The organism is Ruegeria sp. CDSA246 (assembly GCF_059611225.1).
Window position 1 is genome coordinate 18,167 of the sequence record NZ_JBXWPD010000018.1, and the last position, 17,047, is coordinate 35,213.

The window sequence follows — 17,047 nt, forward strand, 5'->3', positions numbered from 1 at the left end:
AACGGAATTTCCCATCCGCACCCCTGATGGCTAATGATGGCCGCGGGCGCTCTGAGCAAAGGGAATACTATCAATGAAATTACTGCGGTTCGGTCCCAAGGGCGCGGAAAAGCCCGGTCTTCTGGATGCCAAGGGCGCAATTCGTGATTTGTCGGGTGTGATTGATGATCTCACAGGCGAGTTGCTTGGCGATGAAGCCCTGGACCGATTGCGCAGGTTGGATACCGCAAGCCTGCCTCTAGTGGATGGTCAACCGCGGATTGGCGCTTGCGTCGGTCAGGTCGGCAAGTTCGTCTGCATAGGTCTGAACTACGCCGATCATGCGGCCGAAAGTGGGATGGAGCTGCCGCAGGAACCGGTAATCTTTTTTAAGGCAACTTCGGCCATTATTGGCCCCAACGACACGGTCGAAATCCCTCGTGGCTCGGTCAAAACCGATTGGGAGGTGGAACTGGGTGTGGTGATCGGGAAAGAGGCCGAATACCTCTCGGAAGCCGAAGCCTTGAACCATGTCGCCGGTTATTGCGTCATCAACGACAAATCAGAACGCGATTTCCAACTGCACCGTTCGGGCCAGTGGGTCAAAGGCAAATCCGCCGACACGTTCGGTCCTATAGGTCCATGGCTTGTGACACGGGATGAGGTACCCAATCCGCAGGACCTGCAGATGTATCTTGAGGTGAACGGGCAACGGCTTCAGAATGGATCGACCCGAACGATGCATTTCGGCATGGCGACAGCAATCTCTCATCTGTCGCAGTTCATGTCGCTACAGCCGGGAGATGTGATTTCGACAGGCACCCCTCCGGGTGTGGGCATGGGCCAAAATCCGCCGACCTATCTAAAACCTGGCGACAGGATGGAGTTGGGCATCAAAGGCTTGGGCGTGCAACGGCAGAACGTTGTGCAGGGCTGAGCCCCCTGTTTGTGCAATTGTCACAATTTCCCGCAACAGAAAGAGGGCTAAAAAGTCACTCGGGCCAGGGCAGTGAATAAGTTTTGACGTTGGTGAAAAATTTCATCGCCTCGATCACGCCTTCCTTGACGCCGTTGCCGCTGTCCTTGATACCGCCAAAAGGAGACATTTCGATCCGGTAGCCGGGCTGTTCCCAGATGTTGCAGGTGCCAACGTTCAAACCGTTGATGTAGGTAATCGCCCGGTTCAGATCATTAGTACAGACACCCGCCGACAAACCAAATGCGGTGCCGTTTGAGATCTGCATGACTTGCGCATCATCATCTGGAACACGAACGATCGGCACGATTGGACCAAATGTCTCTTCCATCACCAACTCGCTGCCGTGGGGCACCTTGTCGACGACGATCGGCGGCAACAGTGCACCGTTGCGGCCGGGGTGATAGAGGATTTCTGCGCCCTCTTGCGCAGCCTTCAGCACGCGGTTTTCGAACAACTCGGCGGCTTGTGCGTGGATAACGCAACCCAATTGCGTTTCTGGGTCCTGAGGGTCACCAAACCGGATCGCTTTTGCCTTTTCCAGAACAAGTGGCACAAATCTATCTGCTACGCTTTCCTGAACCAGAATGCGTTTGATCGCGGTGCAGCGTTGCCCCGAATTACCTGTGGCCCCAGCCACAGCTATACCGGCGGCCTTGTCCAGATCGGCGTCATTCAGATCGTTCAACACGATCAGGGGGTCGTTGCCGCCCAATTCCAGTGCCTGCCGTTTGTAACCCGCCTTGGACGCGATCATCTTGCCGACGGGCACACCACCCGTGAAAGTGATTACGTCGATGTGTTCATTGGTGATCATCTCATCACCGATGTCCTGCGGCCGGCCCGTCACAACCTGAAACATTTCGGGCGGCAACCCTGCCTCGTACAATATGTCCGCCAGGGTCAAAGCCGTCAGTGGGGTTAGCTCGGTCGGTTTGCAGACCATGCAGTTATTGGTGGCAATGGACGGCGCAATCTTGTGGCTGACCATGTTCAGAGGGTGATTGAACGGAGTAATTGCGCTGATGGTCCTGACCGGCTCGCGTTTGGTGAAAATCTTGCGCGCCTTACCGTTGTGGGTCAGATCACACGAGAAAACCTCACCATCGTCCTTCAGGGCCTCGGAGGCGGCGAACTGAAAAACGTCCTGCGCGCGCTTGGTTTCATAGATCGAGTGCTGATAGCAGATGCCAAGCTCAAGCGTCAGCCATTTTGCGAGGTATTCGCGTCTTTCACCAATCAACACGCCAGCGCGCCGTAAAATTTCGCTGCGTTCATAACGGGTCAGTTTGGGCGCGTAATTCGCGGCGATCTCAAAGGCTTTGCGTGCATGTTCAGAAGTGCCGGCAGGGACGGTACCAATAGTCTCGTTCGTATAGGGATAGTGGACCGAGATTTTAAAATCGGTAAAGACAATCTCGCCGCCAATTCGCATGCCTTCATTGCGGATACCGGAAGTGTTCATGATATCGTCCATGATTAATGGGCCGTCGCTGTAGTGGCAAAAGGAAGTGCTTCAAAATGCAGAGTGTCGATCACGCGACTGACGATGAAGGGAGCGTCCTGCTTGGTCAATCCATCGTGGCAGCGTAAGTCGGCCGCTAGCGCGGCCAGATCATGACGGTTCCGGGAAGTACCCGCGTAGGTATTCTCAACCGGTACATTCAGGATTGAATAGACCCGCGGTTGGGCTGTGATCTGGATTTGCATCATCATCTTCGTAGCCTTGGATTAATTGCGCCCGTTCTAATGCCAGCCATAGATCACAGAATTGCAAAATTTCCGCATTGGGTCGAAAGCCAGAGCAATCCACTGTGTCAGTCCAGAGCTTAATTGCACCTCGATATCCAAGTCACACCAATGGTCTTAGCTGCCACTTTCGTGCGACCACGATCTGCGGAAGTTATGCGGCGAAACCTTGTACCGACCTCGGAAATGAACCGAAAGCCTGTCCGTGCTGGAAAACCCGGATGCAAAGGCAATCTCGGATACGCTGAGGTCGGTTTCATTCAATAGGGCGAAGGCACGATCTAGCCTGAGGTTGTTATAATACTGGCCGGGCGACAACTTGGTGTGCTGCTGGAACAGCCGTTCCATATGGCGTCTGGACAGTGACGCCTGATCCGCCACCGCTTCGAGGCTAAGCGGCGATTCAATGTTGTCTCGCATGATCTGGACAGCTTCGACCAGCTTGGCGTTGCGTGTCCCCAAAAGGGCCGAGACGGGCGAAACCTGATTGCTGCCACTTTCACCGACGCGTCGGTGCAAACACATCTCGGACACGTTGATGGCCAGGGCGTTGCCGAACAATTCCTCGATCACTTCCAGCATCATATCGGTGCTGGCGTGCCCTCCCCCGCAAGTGCGCAGCTTGCCGTCAATCTCGTACAGGCTCTGGGTTGGCGTCATTGTCGGAAAATACTCGCAAAAACCGGGGCGGTTTTCCCAATGAACGGTGAACTTCTTGTCGCCGATCAGGCCTGCCTTGGCCAAGGCAAATGCCCCTGTGCAGATACCGCCAAAATCGCATCCATGTGCCTTTTGCCGACGGATCCAATTCAGAACCGGGGTATCAAACGAGGCCATCGGCTCAGTGCCGGAACACACGAAAGTATAGGCCCCCTGCTCCAGATCGTGCATGGGTTGGTCAGCTTGAATGCGGATTCCGTTCGAACACGTGACCGGCGCGCCATCTGCTGAAAGGACATACCATTCGAACAATTGCTTTCGGGCCAGTTGGTTGGAAATACGCAAAGGTTCAATCGCAGCGCTAAACGCCAACATCGTGGTATTCGGCAGCAATAGAAAATGAAAGGCCTTGGGCGGTCCATCATAAGGAACGTCGACGGAAATCGCCCCCTTGGGCAGGAAACGTTGGCTGACCACTACACCCCTCCTTCGCGTTCGAATACCGCATCGTTGCTGGCCTGCTGGAACGCTCGAGCAACTTAAAGTTATCAATAGATGTATGGCCCTTGGAAATCGAACGCTCATTTTGTATTTTGGATACAACTTACACCGACCGAGACCACTCTTATGCCCAGAACCCGCGCGATCGCACGTCAAAGTCTTCCAGAAGTCATCACAAATGATCTGCGGGAACGTATCCTAAGCGGAGAGATGGCCGAAGGTGAAACCATCCGGCAAGAGGCCCTTGCAGAGGACTATGATGTCTCGCGCATGCCGATCCGCGAAGCACTGAAACGGCTGGATGCCGAAGGCCTTGTGCAACTGACAAACAACCGTGGTGCATCGGTGACTTCGCATTCGCTTTCGCAAATTGGCGAGATTTTCGACCTTCGCGTTCTTTTGGAGGTCGACTTGTTCAAACGGTCTATTCCGCAGATGACGGAAGCTGATTTCGCCAGATGCGAGAAGCTGCTCGACGACATGGAAAAGTCTTACGAAGCTTACAATGTCGGGCGGTGGGGTAGCCTGAATTATGAATACCACAAAGCCCTTTATGCGGCTGCTGATCGTGGGCTGACCAATGAGATCCTGCAAAGGGTCAATCTGCAATCGGACCGCTATGTCCGTATGCATCTGAGCGTCATGGAACAGCGCGAGCCCGCCAAGCAAGACCACCGACAGCTTTTGTCGCTGGCACGCAAACGTCAGGTTGATGCCGCAGGTGAACTGCTGACCAAGCATATTCAACGGACCAAGGATCAGTTGTTGGCGATGGTTATCAAGACACGGAAAGGTGAAACCGGCTGAATGTCAGCTTTCTTACCCCAGAGGATGCAGGCACGCCACTTTGTGGTCTGACCCGCTAAGTTCTGGCGGCGCTGCACGGCATTCTTCGGTTGCAAGCCAGCACCGTTGTGCAAAGGCACAGCCTTTGGGGATGTTCATCGGGGACGGAAGCTCGCCTTCCAGTTTGATCCGATCCTTTCGCGCGTCGGGATCTGCGCGGGGCGTCGTCGACAAAAGAGCCTTGGAATAAGGATGTCGAGGGGCAGCAAACAACTTTTCTTTCGGAGCTTTTTCAACCGCGCGGCCCAGATACATGACAATTACATCGTCGGCAAAATGCTTTACCACCGACAAATCATGCGAAATGAACAGATAGGCAAGGTTCAGACCTTCCTGCAGTTCGACCAGCAGGTTCAGAATTTGCGACTGGATCGAGACGTCCAGTGCTGAAACCGGCTCATCCAGCACCAGCACCTTGGGGTTCAGCATCAGGGCGCGGGCAATTGCTATCCGCTGCCGCTGCCCGCCCGAGAACATGTGTGGGTAGCGGTCGTAATGTTCGGGGCGCAGCCCCACGAGGTCGATCATTTCTCGCGCGCGCGCCTCTCGGTCGACTGCGGACATCTCGCGGCGGTTTATGATCAATGGCTCTTGCAGGATTTGACCGATCCGTTGGCGCGGGTTGAGCGAGCCGTAGGGATCCTGAAACACAATCTGCACAGTTTCACGCATCTGGGCCCATTTCGATGGAGATATCTCAACACCATCGATGGTCAGACTACCCGAGGTCGGTTCTTCGATCATCGTCACCACCCTTGCGAGGGTGGACTTCCCACAACCAGACTCCCCCACGATTGCCAGCGTTTTGCCCGGCCGCAGTTCGAAGTCCACGCCAGACAAGGCCTTGACCGTTGCGGCCTTCGACAACAACCCGCCTTTTACGGTGTAGAACCTGGCCAAATCACTGGCCTGAACGATGGGGGCGGTCATGCCAGCTCTCCGGTTGTAATTTTTTCAACGTAATGGCAGCGCGCCTTGCCGAATTCCGCACTGTGCGGGGTTGGGGGTAACGATCGGCACAGATCATCTGCATATTGGCATCTGGGGCTGAACAGACATCCTTTTGGCCGGTCAAACTGCCCTGGAACGACGCCGGGAATGGTCGGTAGCATCTTAGACGTCGCCCGCTCCGGAAGCGCGTTGAGCAACGCAGTTGTGTAGGGGTGACGCGGGGTGCGGAACAGGTCTTTGACTGCCTGCTCCTCGACCTTTTGGCCAGCATATTGGACTTGAACCCGCTCGGCGGTCTCGGCGACAACGCCCATATCATGAGTGATAAGGACCAAACCCATGCCCTGTTCGTCCCGAAGGCGAACCAACAGATCAAGGATTTGCGCCTGAATTGTCACGTCCAGTGCCGTTGTCGGCTCGTCCGCAATCAACAGCTTGGGTTTGCAGGCGATGGCCATCGCAATCATCACCCGTTGGTTCATACCGCCTGACATCTGGTGCGGAAACGTGTTCAGGCGGCTTTCGGGTGCGGGGATTCCGACCTGATCAAACAGTTCGATAGCCCGCTGGTGGCGGTCCTTTCGGTTCAGGCCCAGGTGGATGCGCAAGGCCTCCTTGATCTGGAAGCCGACCGTAAAACAAGGATTCAGCGACGACATCGGTTCCTGAAAAATCATGGCAATGTCCTTGCCAATGATCTTGCGCCGGTCGCGGGCCGAGATTTTGGTCAGATCAATGCCTTCAAAGCTTAGTTGGTCGGCCGTAATCGTGGCCGTCCAGGGTAGGAGACCCATCAATGCCAGCATCGACACCGATTTGCCCGAGCCACTTTCGCCGACGATGGCCATCAACTCGCCCTTGTCGACCGACAGGTCAACACCATCCACAGCCCGGAACTGACCCGAGGCGGTTGCGAATTCGACAGTGAGGTTTCGGATATCCAACAGGCTCATGTCGTCAGCTCCGCTTTAGCTTAGGGTCCAGCGCATCGCGCAGACCGTCGCCCATCAGGTTGATGGCCAGCACTGTGACCAGGATGGCCAGGCCGGGGAATGTCACAACCCACCACGCGCGCAGAATGAATTCACGCGCTTCGGCCAGCATGGTGCCCCATTCCGGCGTGGGTGGCTGCGCCCCCATGCCCAAAAAGCCAAGGGCAGCGGCATCCAGAATGGCGGTCGAAAATGACAGCGCCGCCTGAACGATGATCGGAGCCAGACAATTCGGCAGCACAGTCTTGAACATCAGTCGGGCCTTGCTGGCACCGGCAACGCGGGCAGAGGTCACATAGTCCTTTTGCCGCTCTGCTAACACTGATGCCCGTGTCAAACGCACGTAATGCGGTTGGAAAACAATGGCGATGGCGATCATTGCGTTGGTCAACGAAGGACCAAGGATGGCAACCAGAACCAGCGCAAGCAGCAGTGAGGGGAAGGACAGGATGATATCCATCACCCGCATGATCATCGTATCGACCCATTTGGGCGCGAAACCCGACAGCAGGCCGACAATCACCCCGCCCGTCACGGCCACGCAAACCACCACGATGCCGACAAAGAAGGAATAACGCGATCCCATAATCAGCCGCGAAAGCATATCACGGCCCAGCGGATCGGTGCCCAACGGGAAGGCCCAGCTTCCGCCCTCTTGCCACGCAGGAGGTTGCAGGATGTGATTGCGGAACTGTTCAGTCGGGTCGTAAGGCGCCAACAAAGGTGCAAAGGCCGCACAGAAAACAAAAGCGGCAAAGACCCAAAGGCCCATCACCGCACCGCGGTTTTCGCTGAAGTAATACCAGAACTCACGCAGAGCGCTGGGGCGGTCTTCGGTTTTTGGTGGGGTCGCGGACAATTCAGCCATCATCGCCTCCGGATTTTGGGGTTGATGACGCCGTAAAGGACATCGACCAGCAGGTTCACTAACATGACGATCACGGCGATCATCAGCAGGCCGCCCTGCACCACCGGGTAATCGCGGCGGAAAATGCTGTCGACCATCCACTTGCCGATACCGGGCCAGCTAAAGATTGTCTCGGTCAGGATCGCCCCGGCCAGCAATGTGCCGACTGACAGGCCGATCACTGTAATCACAGGGATCAATGCATTGCGCAGCGCATGCAGCCCATTGATCCGTGCAGGGGCGAGGCCCTTGGCGCGGGCCGTGCGGATGTAATCTTCACCCAACACTTCCAACATGGCCGAACGGGTCTGGCGCGCAATTACGGCCAAAGGGATCGTGCCTAAGACTATGGTCGGCAGGATCAGATGGCGTACAGCCGATCCAAAGGCCCCCTCCTGCCCGGACAGCAGACTGTCGATCAACATGAAGCCTGTGACACTTGGAAAGTAGTACAGCAGGTCGATCCGGCCTGAGACAGGCGTCCAACCAAGGTTGCCTGAAAACACGATGATCAACAACAGCGCCCACCAGAAGATCGGCATGGAATACCCGATCAGCGCGGACGACATCAGCGCCCGGTCGAAGAATTTGCCCCGGTTCACAGCGGCAATAACGCCCGCGGGAAGACCCAAAGCGACGGCGAAAATCATGGCGCAAATCGACAGTTCCAGCGTGGCGGGAAACAGAGCAAAAAACTCGTCCCAAACCGGTTTCTTGGTGACAAAACTTTCGCCCAGATCACCATGCAACACGCCAACCAGATAGTCCCAGTATTGTTGCAGAACAGGTTTGTCGAAGCCCAGCTTCTCGACCATCTCCTGATAGCGTTCTTCGGACATTCCGCGTTCACCGGCCATGACGATGATCGGATCGCCTGGAAGGACCCGAATGAACATGAACGAGATCAGTGTAACGCCCAGAAATGTCGGAATGAACATGCCGAGGCGGGTAATGAAGTAGCCAAACATCAGCGGCCTATGATTGTTAGTTCTTTGGGAAAGCTGGTCAGCGACCGGCAACCGTCTTTGGTCACCAGTACGTCATCTTCAATCCGAACGCCGAAATTGTCCAGATCATAGAGGCCCGGCTCATTTGTCCAAACCATGCCCGCGCGCATGATCTGGTCGTTTCCACGCATGATGTAGGGCGCTTCGTGCACATCGCGGCCCAGCCCATGACCGGTCTTGGTGCGGATACGATCTGCATAGGGCGAGGCCTCGAGCACGCTGGTCACCGCATCGTCGATATCGTGGGCGGTTACTCCTGGTTTGCAAGCTTCGAAGCCGACTAGATTGGCCCGCAGAACGGTGTCGTAGACCGCCCTGCCTTCATCCGAGGCTTCGGCGACGAAAAAGGTACGCGTGATGTCCGCGGCAAACCCGTGTTTACGTGCGCCGAAATCGAACAGCAGCGCGTCGCCCGCTTTGATCTGATAATCCGCGCGCGCTTTACCATGCGGTTGAGCCGAGTTTCCTCCGGCTGTCACGATAGGTGAAAAGGCCAGCGACGCGGCACCTTCTGCGAACAACGCCTGGATCAAGGCTTGTTCAATCTGTACTTCTGTCTGACGCACACGAACATCCGCAATTACCCGCTCTAGCGCTCGTTCCGAGATATCAATCGCGGCTTGCAGCGCTGCAATGTCATCGTCCGTCTTGATGATGCGCAGACCGGATATCTCGCGTTCCGCGTCCACGATCCGCAGCTCAGGCAAGGCACGGGTAAAGGCCTTGGAGACAAAGACCCGCATCACCTGCCCTTCGACCGCGAGAGATCGCAGCGGCATGTGTTCAGCCAGCGCCGCGAAGGCGTCGTCATAGCCCGTCTGGTCGCGCCAGTCGAAGACAGCGCCGTCAAATCCGACCAGCGCCCATGAGCCCAATTCCAGATTGGGAACAATCGCGGCTGGTTCACCTATGGCCGGGATGACGACCACAAAAGGCCGCTCGTGGCTCATGAAGGGTTTTCCCAAAGCTCGGGTAAAATTCGGGCCGGGCACCAGTGCCACGGCATCTACTGACATGTCCTTTGCCAGTTGTTGGTACTCGGACAAATCCGGCATTTGCGCCGACCTCCCAATAAAGAAAACCGAAGCCGCCAATTGGGCGGCTCCGGTCGTTGAGTGGTGGTTTATTCGACGCTCACACCGTAGAAGATGTGGCCGCCCAGCGGGTGCACTTTATAGCCCTGAACCTTATTGCTCATCGGCATGTACACGACCGAGTGCGCAATGGTTGCCCACGGGGCCTGCTCTTTGAAGATGACCTGGGCATCTTCATACAGCTTGGTGCGTTCAGCCTGATCGGTGGACTGTTTGGCCTTCAGGATCAGATCTTCGAACGGCTCATGGCACCATTGTGCTCGGTTCGACGCTTCGCGACCGTCACAGCCCAGCAGAACCGCCAGGAAGTTGTCTGGATCGCCATTGTCACCGGTCCAACCCAGCAGAACGGCACCGTCACGGTCCAGATCTTTCGAACGCGACAGATACTCGCCCCATTCGTAGGACACGATCTCGACGTCCACGCCAACCTTCGCGAAATCCGCCTGGATCAGTTCGGCCATACGGCGCGCATTCGGGTTGTACGGACGCTGTACCGGCATTGCCCATACCTTCATCGACAGGTCGGAAACACCTTCGGCTTCCAGCATCGCCTTGGCCGCTTCCGGATCATAGGCATCGTCGGTGATTGCGTCGTTGTAGCCCCACATTGTTGGCGGGATCGGGTTTTTGGCAACCTGACCCGAGCCCTGGAACACCACGTCGATGATCGCGTTCTTGTCGATCGCCATATTCAGCGCCTTGCGGACATTCGGGTTATCAAACGGCGCCATCGTGGTGTTGTAGGCCAGATAACCGACGTTCAGACCCTCTTGCTCCATCATGTTGATGTCAGCATCATCCTGCATTGCCTGAATGTCGGCCGGGTTGGGATACGGCATGATGTGGCATTCGCCAGCCTTCAGCTTCTGATAACGCACGGATGCGTCCGGAGTGATCGCAAAGATCAGGTTCTCAACATCCGCAGGAGCCTTCCAGTAGTCGGCATTCTGGGCATAGCGGATCACGGCATCTTTCTGGTACGCCAAGAACGAGAATGGGCCAGTACCGATGGGCGCGGTGTTCAGCTTTTCAGGCGTCCCGGCTTCCATCATTGCATCTGCATATTCTGCAGACAGGATCGAAGCGAAATCCATCGCCATATTGGCAACAAACGGCGCTTCAGGCTTGGTCAGCGTGAATTTGACGGTGTAGTCGTCGACCTTTTCGATGGACTCGACCAGATCGGGCATACCCATACCCTTGAAGTATTCCCACGTACCGCCTGACACCTGATTATAAGGATGGCTGTCATCCTTTTGGCGCATGAACGAGAAGATCACGTCATCCGCGTTGAAATCGCGGGTCGGTGTGAATTCGTCATTCGAATGGAATTTAACGCCCTGACGCAGCTTAAATGTGTACTCCAGACCATCATCACTGGCTTCGACGCTTTCGGCCAGACCGGGGATAACGTTGGTCGTACCGGTTTCGAATTCCAGCAGGCGGTTGTAGATCGGGTGCGATGAGGCATCAAAGGTGGTTCCGGCCGTAAAAAGCGCCGGGTCAAACCCTTCGGGTGAGCCTTCTGAACAATAAACAAGCGTATTTGCCTGAGCGGCTGCGCTGGACAGGGCAACTGCCGCTGTTGCAGCCAAAAATTTAAGTTTCATGATTGTCTCCCAGAAAAATTTTCAATCGGCTTTCGCGTTGCTTTTGTTGACCAAGCAATTTCTAACGACTCTCATCGCCGCGAAATCTGTGCCCAATGTATCCAAAATACAAAATCCATTGTCAACTCACTTTGATAGCTCTTGCACAGCTTAACCAAATGCAAAGGAAGCAGCCGAAAGACTGCCCCGCATCATTGCGTTGCATGATCAAAAGGATCGACGGGTATTTATTGCGAGAATGTTGGGGTCACACCAACCGGTGGCCGGTCCTGAATATATGCACCGACACGGTTCAGCACGGGGTTTCTGGGGCATCCCGGGCGGGTCGCGGCCCCAAGGTTGCGTAGGTTTCCTGGGCCCTCAAACGGAACAAAACACAAGGGCCATTTGTCCCGCTTGAATTGCTCGGCAGCCAGGGCCGACACAATTGTACAATCATCAGAATGACAGATGTGCCGACAGATCGTTTCAAACCTCAGCGCGCTCAGATCAAACCGCTTTGCGACCCGGATCGCAGGATCAGCTTTGGGCAAACGGTCCTCAAGCTCATAGCCGAAACTGTGAGGAAGCCGGATAAAGTCATGCGCGGGAACGCCCTCAGGTGCTATTGAAGGAAGCATACACAGCGGATGCCCCTCGCGCATGGCCAGAAACAGGGGTTCGGACCAAATCGACGTGAAAGCCAAAGCGTCACTGTTGTTGACCTGAGCCACCAGCGCCATGTCCAGCTGATGGTCTTCAACCATCTGCAACATGTTCTGTGGAAGATCCTCAATCATTGTCACTCGCATACGCGGAAAAATATCGCTGAACAGCTCTGAAAAATACTGCGTCAGGTACGGTGCAAGCGTTGGCGTCATGCCAATCCGATATGCAACGGCCTCGGGGTCGCGAAATTGGGTGGCGGAATCGCGGATCTTCTGTGCGTCCGACAGAATGGATTCAGCGACACTCAGGATGCTCTGACCAAACGCGGTTGGCCGCACTTCGCTATTCAGCCGCAGAAACAGTTCAACACCCAGTTCCTGTTCCAGCTTCTTGATCTGGTTCGACAGAGCAGGTTGCGAAACGTTGCACGCAACCGCCGCCTGGCTGAACTTGCCATGCTTCGCGATGGCAAGCACGTATTCCAAATCTCTGAAATTCATCCGCCCAATCTCTCTGCGGTCATACAAAAGACGGCACTGGACCGTTCCCTTCTCTACCGTAAAGCGGGGAAAGGTGCATGAAATACAGATCAATTTCGCTGACAAAACTGTTAACCAGCGCATTCGAATAGAACGTCATGCGGGACAATTGTGACGTAACGTGTTGATTTATATAAGTTGAACTTCCCAGACGCTCACGAAAACCGTGATTATTAGCATTTGTTATACAACCGATTTGCACGATGAATTTCAGCTTACACGGGGTGCCGTCTACCCCTTTGCTACGTGGAATGTCCGAAACACCGGGCGGACCGCCAAACGTAACAATTTTTGACGGAGTACCCCATGCTGTCCCAAATGCTGACAAGCCTGCGCGCTCAGCTCTTGACCACGTCTACCATAGCCCAAGAGACCAACCGTGCCGGCCAAACCCTTTTCAATAACTTCTTTCAAAGTACCGTCGTCGACGACACTCCAGCCTTTGTTCTGGCAAATGACTTCTCGCGCCTGCTGAACTTTGGCGAGATCATCACCAACAACGCCGTCGCCGCTGTTCAGGCGCAGGGGCAGGATGTTGACGTATTCAACTTCCGCTCGGGCTTGATTGAGGCGAACAACGGCCCTGACGCATTGGCCACAGGCGTTCAGGTCACCGGCAGCGCAAGCGTTCGCAACTTTGGTGAGATTGCGGGCGAGTTCAACGGTGTGCAGTTTGCGGGCTCTCAAAGCTCTGGCGGTCTGGATAACTTCCGCGGCGGTGTGATCAGTTCGGACAGCCGTGCAGTAGACATTCAGGGCCAAGGCATTGATGTGCGCAACTTTGGCGGCATCATCGGCACCGGCAATCAGCGCAATGGCACGATCTATACCAACAGCACCACCGAAGACATTTCGATCTCGAACTTTGTGGGCGGCACGATTGACGCCGGCGAAGGCAACCAGGGCGCTGGTATCTCGTTGCAAATCGGCGACGAGGTCGGCGACCGTGTGGAAACTGACATCTTCAACGGCTTTGGTGCTACGATTCAGGGCCGTGGCCAAGGTGCGGCCAATACCGGGCTGGCCGGGGACGGCATCCGCATTGATGACGGTGCCGAAGGCGCCACGCTGGAAACCGAAATCATCAACAGCGGCCTGATCTCGACCGAAAGCAACCAGGGCACAGCCGCCGGTATCCGCATCGCCGATGGCGTAAATGCCGAAGGTGAGATCCTGAACACCTCGACCGGTGTGATTGAAGGTCCCCGTAACGGTCTGTATATCGGCGAAGGCGAACACGACCTGGACGTGCTGAACTTTGGCACCATCCAATCCGGCAGCCGCGCAGTGAACATCGACGGCTCGGGTGTCAACCTGATCAACGGCGGTGACATTCTGGGCACTGGCGACCAACGCAACGGTACCGTTTATGCCGACGGCACTGCGGATGATTTCTCGGTTCGCAATCTGGCCAACGGAACGATTGACGCAGGCGAGCACAACCAAGGTTCTGGTTTCGCCGCAGAAATTGGTGGGGCCGCCGACGGCGCCAACACATTCTCGCTGGAAAACGACGGCGTTATCCAGGGTCGCGGCAACGGCGCGGCAGGCACAGGCCTGGCGGGCGACGGTATTCGCATCGGCAACCCCGGCAATGAAGGCGTTGCTGAGGTGAACATTACCAACCGCGGCGAGGTGAGCTCGGAAGGTGCCAATGGCACTGTAGCCGGTGTGCGCTTTGTAGATGGTGTCGGTTTTCAGGGTGAATTCACCAACTCGGGCACGATCTCGGGTGTTCAAAATGGTGTCTACTTTGGCAACGCGGATCACACAGGTGGTAGCTTTGTGAACGAAGCAGGCGGTGTTGTGTCATCTGACAGCCGCGCACTCAACATTGATGGTATCGGTCTTGAGGTTTCCAACCAGGGTGAGATCCTCGGCACCAGCGATCAGCGCAACGGGACGGTTTATGCTGACGGAACCGCGGATGACTTCTCTGTACAGAACTCCGGTCTGATTGACGCAGGTGAGGGCAATCAGGGTTCAGGCATCGGAGTTGAAGTCGGTGGCGCAGAAGACGGTGCAAACACCATTGTGCTAGGTAATGCCGGCGTTATCACTGGGCGCGGAAACGCTGATGCAGCCTCGTCGCTGGCCGGTGACGGCATTCGCATCGGTAGCGTTGGCAACACCGGTACCGTCGACGGGTCGATCGGCAATATCACCATCATTTCGTCAGAAGGGAACAATGGCACCGTCGCTGGCGTCCGTGTTGTCGACGGAGTGAACTTTCAGGGTGAATTTATTAACCTCGGCGGCATCTCCGGTGTGCGCAACGGTGTCTACTTTGGCAATGGCGATCACACAGGTGGTTCGTTCATCAACGGGAGCAACGTGTCTTCCGGCAGTCGCGCTCTGAACATTGATGGCATCGGCCTGACCGTTGAGAACTCTGGGTTCATTTTCGGTACCGGGGATCAGCGCAATGGGACGGTCTACGCCGATGGTACTGCCGATGATTTCTCGGTTATCAACTCTGGCCGGATTGACGCTGGTGAAGACAACCAGGGTTCCGGGTTTGGTGTGGAAATCGGGGGTGCGGCAGACGGTGCTAACACCTTCACGCTGGAAAACTCCGGTGAGATCACCGGGCGCGGAAACGCTGGTGCGGCTACGTCGCTTGCCGGTGATGGCATTCGTATCGGCAATGTCGGCAACACCGGCACCACTGATGCGACCATTCTAAACACCGGAAACGTCTCCTCCAGCGGTGCCAACGGCACAGTTGCTGGCCTTCGTGTCGTCAATGGCGTGAATTTCCAAGGTACGCTGGAAAATCAGGGCTTCATTACCGGCATCCAGAACGGTGTATACTTTGGCACCGGTGACCACTCAGGTGGTTCGTTCGTGAACTCAGGTATTGTCGCTTCGGAAAGCCGCGCGCTGAACATCGATGGCGAAGGCCTTGAGGTCATCAACGAAGGCCAGATTGTCGGCGCAGGCAATCAGCGCAACGGCGCAGTTTATGCCGATGGAACCGCTGACAACTATAACTTCACCAACACTGGTACGGTCAGCGTCAATGATGGCGCCAACGGTTCTGCCGTATCGCTGCAAACCGGTGATGTTGATGGCGATATCGTCTTGGCAACCATCGTAAACCAAGGAATCTTCCAGGGTAACGGCGATGTCACCGAGGGCAATCAAGTCGGCGATGGTCTGCGCCTGTTCACGGGTCAGAACGACGCGTCCTTTGCCGGGGTTGTCATCAACGAAGGTCTCATTGCCGGGTCCGAGCATTCGGGCGCCGCAGCTGGTATCCGTATTGATGGGGGTCTGAACCTTCTGGGTGCGGTCCTGAACGAGGGCGAAATCCGCGGAACGGTCAACGCGATCGATGCATCGGATGCTGGTGACGTTACCATCGTCAACGACGACGAAGGTGTGATCAACGGCAACGTCCTGCTGGGCGATGGCAATGACATCTTTGTCGATCTGGGCACCACCAACGGTGACATCAACGGTGGCGCAGGTGATGATGTTTTGATCGCAGGCGATGCAGACAATGTGCTGACCGGTGGTCTGGGCAATGACTTCATCGACGGTGGAGAAGGCATCGATACAGCCGACTTCTCGGACCTGGATGTCGCAGTCGAAGTTCGTCTGGATGCCAACGGCAACGGCACGGCCACACGCGATACCGGCTTTAATGTCTCGATCGTGGATGCTGCTGTTGTGGCACCGGACCAGTTCGGGGCGAATATCCCGGATGGAGGTTGGTTTGTAGAAGAGGCCGTTCTGGGCAACCTGTACTACAACATCCACACCGCCGACTTCCCTGGTGGGGAAATTCGCGGGCAGCTTCTGGTCGACGGCGACGTGACCGAGAACGGGATCCGCACCGTCACGCTGAGCGGCGGTCTAGACGCGGCGCAAGAGCCTGGGCCGACATCGGACAGCGAGGCCTCCGGCAACGCAACCGTCGTCATCACTCAGAACCTTGCAACCGGCGAAGTCATCTACTCGAGCGAGCTGAGCGTAGTGGGCCTGAACGAAGCCGACCTTGCCACGCCGAACTCCGGTGTCCTCTCGGCAATCCATCTGCACAATGCGCCAGCGGGAGAAAACGGCCCGGTTGTGCAGGACACGTTGGTGGATGCGGGCGCGACGCTGGGTAACGTGGATACAGGTGGCACCGGTGTTGTCGGGCTGGACGTGATCGACAATCAGGTTGAAACCGACGTGCTGGTCTCGATCGAGAATGTCATCGGCTCCAATGATGGTGACGTAATCGTCGGCAGCGATCTGGAGAACGTTCTGAACGGCGCGGATGGCGACGACTTGCTAAACGGTGAGGGCGGCAATGACGTCCTGATTGGCGGCGAAGGCGCTGACACCTTCCTGTTCCAGGGCACCTTTGGTGACGATACCCTCTCGGACTTTGAAACGGGCGTGGACAGAATTCAGATCGGAGATCTGGGCTCTGACTTCGACGGCGGTCCGAGTACCGTTCAGGATGGTGACGACGCCGTCATCAGCTTCGGCGACGCAGGCTCGATCCGTCTGACCGGTGTCGATGCCGCTGACCTGACCGAAAACGACTTCATCGTTTAACCAATCAACAGCGGGGCGGCCCAGGTCGCCC

13 protein-coding genes are annotated in these 17,047 nt (G+C 56.1%); 3 read left to right on the forward strand and 10 right to left on the reverse strand.

The window, feature by feature from the left end; genetic code table 11:
• The first annotated feature begins 73 nt into the window (after nt 1–73).
• On the forward strand, nt 74–916 hold the full coding sequence (locus AC2FI9_RS19600) for a fumarylacetoacetate hydrolase family protein (protein ID WP_496769994.1): 843 nt from the start codon (nt 74–76) through the stop codon (nt 914–916).
• 55 nt (nt 917–971) lie between these two features.
• On the opposite strand, the gene phnY is transcribed toward AC2FI9_RS19600, so the two are convergent.
• The 3 genes from phnY to AC2FI9_RS19615 form a co-directional block, all read right to left on the reverse strand.
• Entirely contained in the window at nt 972–2,420 is a 1,449-nt protein-coding gene (gene phnY / locus AC2FI9_RS19605) for a phosphonoacetaldehyde dehydrogenase (protein WP_496769996.1), read from the reverse strand.
• Between the two features lie 14 nt (nt 2,421–2,434).
• The gene (locus AC2FI9_RS19610; RefSeq protein ID WP_496769999.1) at nt 2,435–2,665 is read right to left on the reverse strand and encodes a hypothetical protein; all 231 of its coding nucleotides are present in this window, start codon (nt 2,663–2,665) and stop codon (nt 2,435–2,437) included.
• Nucleotides 2,666–2,821: 156 nt separating this feature from the next.
• On the reverse strand, nt 2,822–3,841 hold the full coding sequence (locus AC2FI9_RS19615; protein WP_496770001.1) for a GlxA family transcriptional regulator: 1,020 nt from the start codon (nt 3,839–3,841) through the stop codon (nt 2,822–2,824).
• Nucleotides 3,842–3,991: 150 nt separating this feature from the next.
• On the opposite strand from AC2FI9_RS19615, the gene AC2FI9_RS19620 reads away from it, so the two are divergent.
• Nucleotides 3,992–4,672 (forward strand): GntR family transcriptional regulator, encoded by a 681-nt coding sequence (locus tag AC2FI9_RS19620; RefSeq protein WP_496770003.1) that lies wholly within the window; start codon nt 3,992–3,994, stop codon nt 4,670–4,672.
• Nucleotides 4,673–4,684: 12 nt separating this feature from the next.
• Here AC2FI9_RS19620 and AC2FI9_RS19625 read toward each other — a convergent pair whose 3' ends face one another.
• From AC2FI9_RS19625 to AC2FI9_RS19655, 7 genes are all read right to left on the reverse strand, one after another.
• A complete protein-coding gene (locus AC2FI9_RS19625) occupies nt 4,685–5,641 on the reverse strand; it encodes an ABC transporter ATP-binding protein (protein WP_496770005.1) in 957 nt (318 codons plus the stop codon).
• Nucleotides 5,638–6,615, reverse strand: coding sequence for an ABC transporter ATP-binding protein (locus AC2FI9_RS19630; RefSeq protein ID WP_058277169.1), 978 nt, complete (start codon nt 6,613–6,615; stop codon nt 5,638–5,640). The genes AC2FI9_RS19625 and AC2FI9_RS19630 overlap by 4 nt, the downstream gene beginning before the upstream one ends.
• 4 nt (nt 6,616–6,619) lie before the next feature.
• Nucleotides 6,620–7,525 (reverse strand): ABC transporter permease subunit, encoded by a 906-nt coding sequence (locus tag AC2FI9_RS19635; protein ID WP_082637042.1) that lies wholly within the window; start codon nt 7,523–7,525, stop codon nt 6,620–6,622.
• On the reverse strand, nt 7,522–8,529 hold the full coding sequence (locus AC2FI9_RS19640) for an ABC transporter permease subunit (protein ID WP_496770007.1): 1,008 nt from the start codon (nt 8,527–8,529) through the stop codon (nt 7,522–7,524). The genes AC2FI9_RS19635 and AC2FI9_RS19640 overlap by 4 nt, the downstream gene beginning before the upstream one ends.
• A complete protein-coding gene (locus AC2FI9_RS19645; protein ID WP_496770009.1) occupies nt 8,529–9,623 on the reverse strand; it encodes a M24 family metallopeptidase in 1,095 nt (364 codons plus the stop codon). The genes AC2FI9_RS19640 and AC2FI9_RS19645 overlap by 1 nt, the downstream gene beginning before the upstream one ends.
• A gap of 68 nt (nt 9,624–9,691) precedes the next feature.
• Entirely contained in the window at nt 9,692–11,275 is a 1,584-nt protein-coding gene (locus tag AC2FI9_RS19650; RefSeq protein WP_496740887.1) for an ABC transporter substrate-binding protein, read from the reverse strand.
• A 227-nt stretch (nt 11,276–11,502) separates the two neighbouring features.
• The gene (locus AC2FI9_RS19655; RefSeq protein ID WP_496740889.1) at nt 11,503–12,423 is read right to left on the reverse strand and encodes a LysR family transcriptional regulator; all 921 of its coding nucleotides are present in this window, start codon (nt 12,421–12,423) and stop codon (nt 11,503–11,505) included.
• 345 nt (nt 12,424–12,768) lie between these two features.
• On the opposite strand from AC2FI9_RS19655, the gene AC2FI9_RS19660 reads away from it, so the two are divergent.
• On the forward strand, nt 12,769–17,016 hold the full coding sequence (locus tag AC2FI9_RS19660) for a beta strand repeat-containing protein (protein ID WP_496770010.1): 4,248 nt from the start codon (nt 12,769–12,771) through the stop codon (nt 17,014–17,016).
• The last annotated feature ends 31 nt before the right edge of the window (nt 17,017–17,047 follow it).

Coding starts and splice junctions, on each gene's coding strand:
- AC2FI9_RS19645 (WP_496770009.1), bottom strand. CDS start 9,623: ATGCCGGATTTGTCCGAGTACCAACAACTGGCAAAGGACATGTCAGTA.
- AC2FI9_RS19600 (WP_496769994.1), top strand. CDS start 74: ATGAAATTACTGCGGTTCGGTCCCAAGGGCGCGGAAAAGCCCGGTCTT.
- AC2FI9_RS19620 (WP_496770003.1), top strand. CDS start 3,992: ATGCCCAGAACCCGCGCGATCGCACGTCAAAGTCTTCCAGAAGTCATC.
- AC2FI9_RS19630 (WP_058277169.1), bottom strand. CDS start 6,615: ATGAGCCTGTTGGATATCCGAAACCTCACTGTCGAATTCGCAACCGCC.
- phnY (WP_496769996.1), bottom strand. CDS start 2,420: ATGAACACTTCCGGTATCCGCAATGAAGGCATGCGAATTGGCGGCGAG.
- AC2FI9_RS19610 (WP_496769999.1), bottom strand. CDS start 2,665: ATGCAAATCCAGATCACAGCCCAACCGCGGGTCTATTCAATCCTGAAT.
- AC2FI9_RS19640 (WP_496770007.1), bottom strand. CDS start 8,529: ATGTTTGGCTACTTCATTACCCGCCTCGGCATGTTCATTCCGACATTT.
- AC2FI9_RS19635 (WP_082637042.1), bottom strand. CDS start 7,525: ATGATGGCTGAATTGTCCGCGACCCCACCAAAAACCGAAGACCGCCCC.
- AC2FI9_RS19655 (WP_496740889.1), bottom strand. CDS start 12,423: ATGAATTTCAGAGATTTGGAATACGTGCTTGCCATCGCGAAGCATGGC.
- AC2FI9_RS19625 (WP_496770005.1), bottom strand. CDS start 5,641: ATGACCGCCCCCATCGTTCAGGCCAGTGATTTGGCCAGGTTCTACACC.
- AC2FI9_RS19660 (WP_496770010.1), top strand. CDS start 12,769: ATGCTGTCCCAAATGCTGACAAGCCTGCGCGCTCAGCTCTTGACCACG.
- AC2FI9_RS19650 (WP_496740887.1), bottom strand. CDS start 11,275: ATGAAACTTAAATTTTTGGCTGCAACAGCGGCAGTTGCCCTGTCCAGC.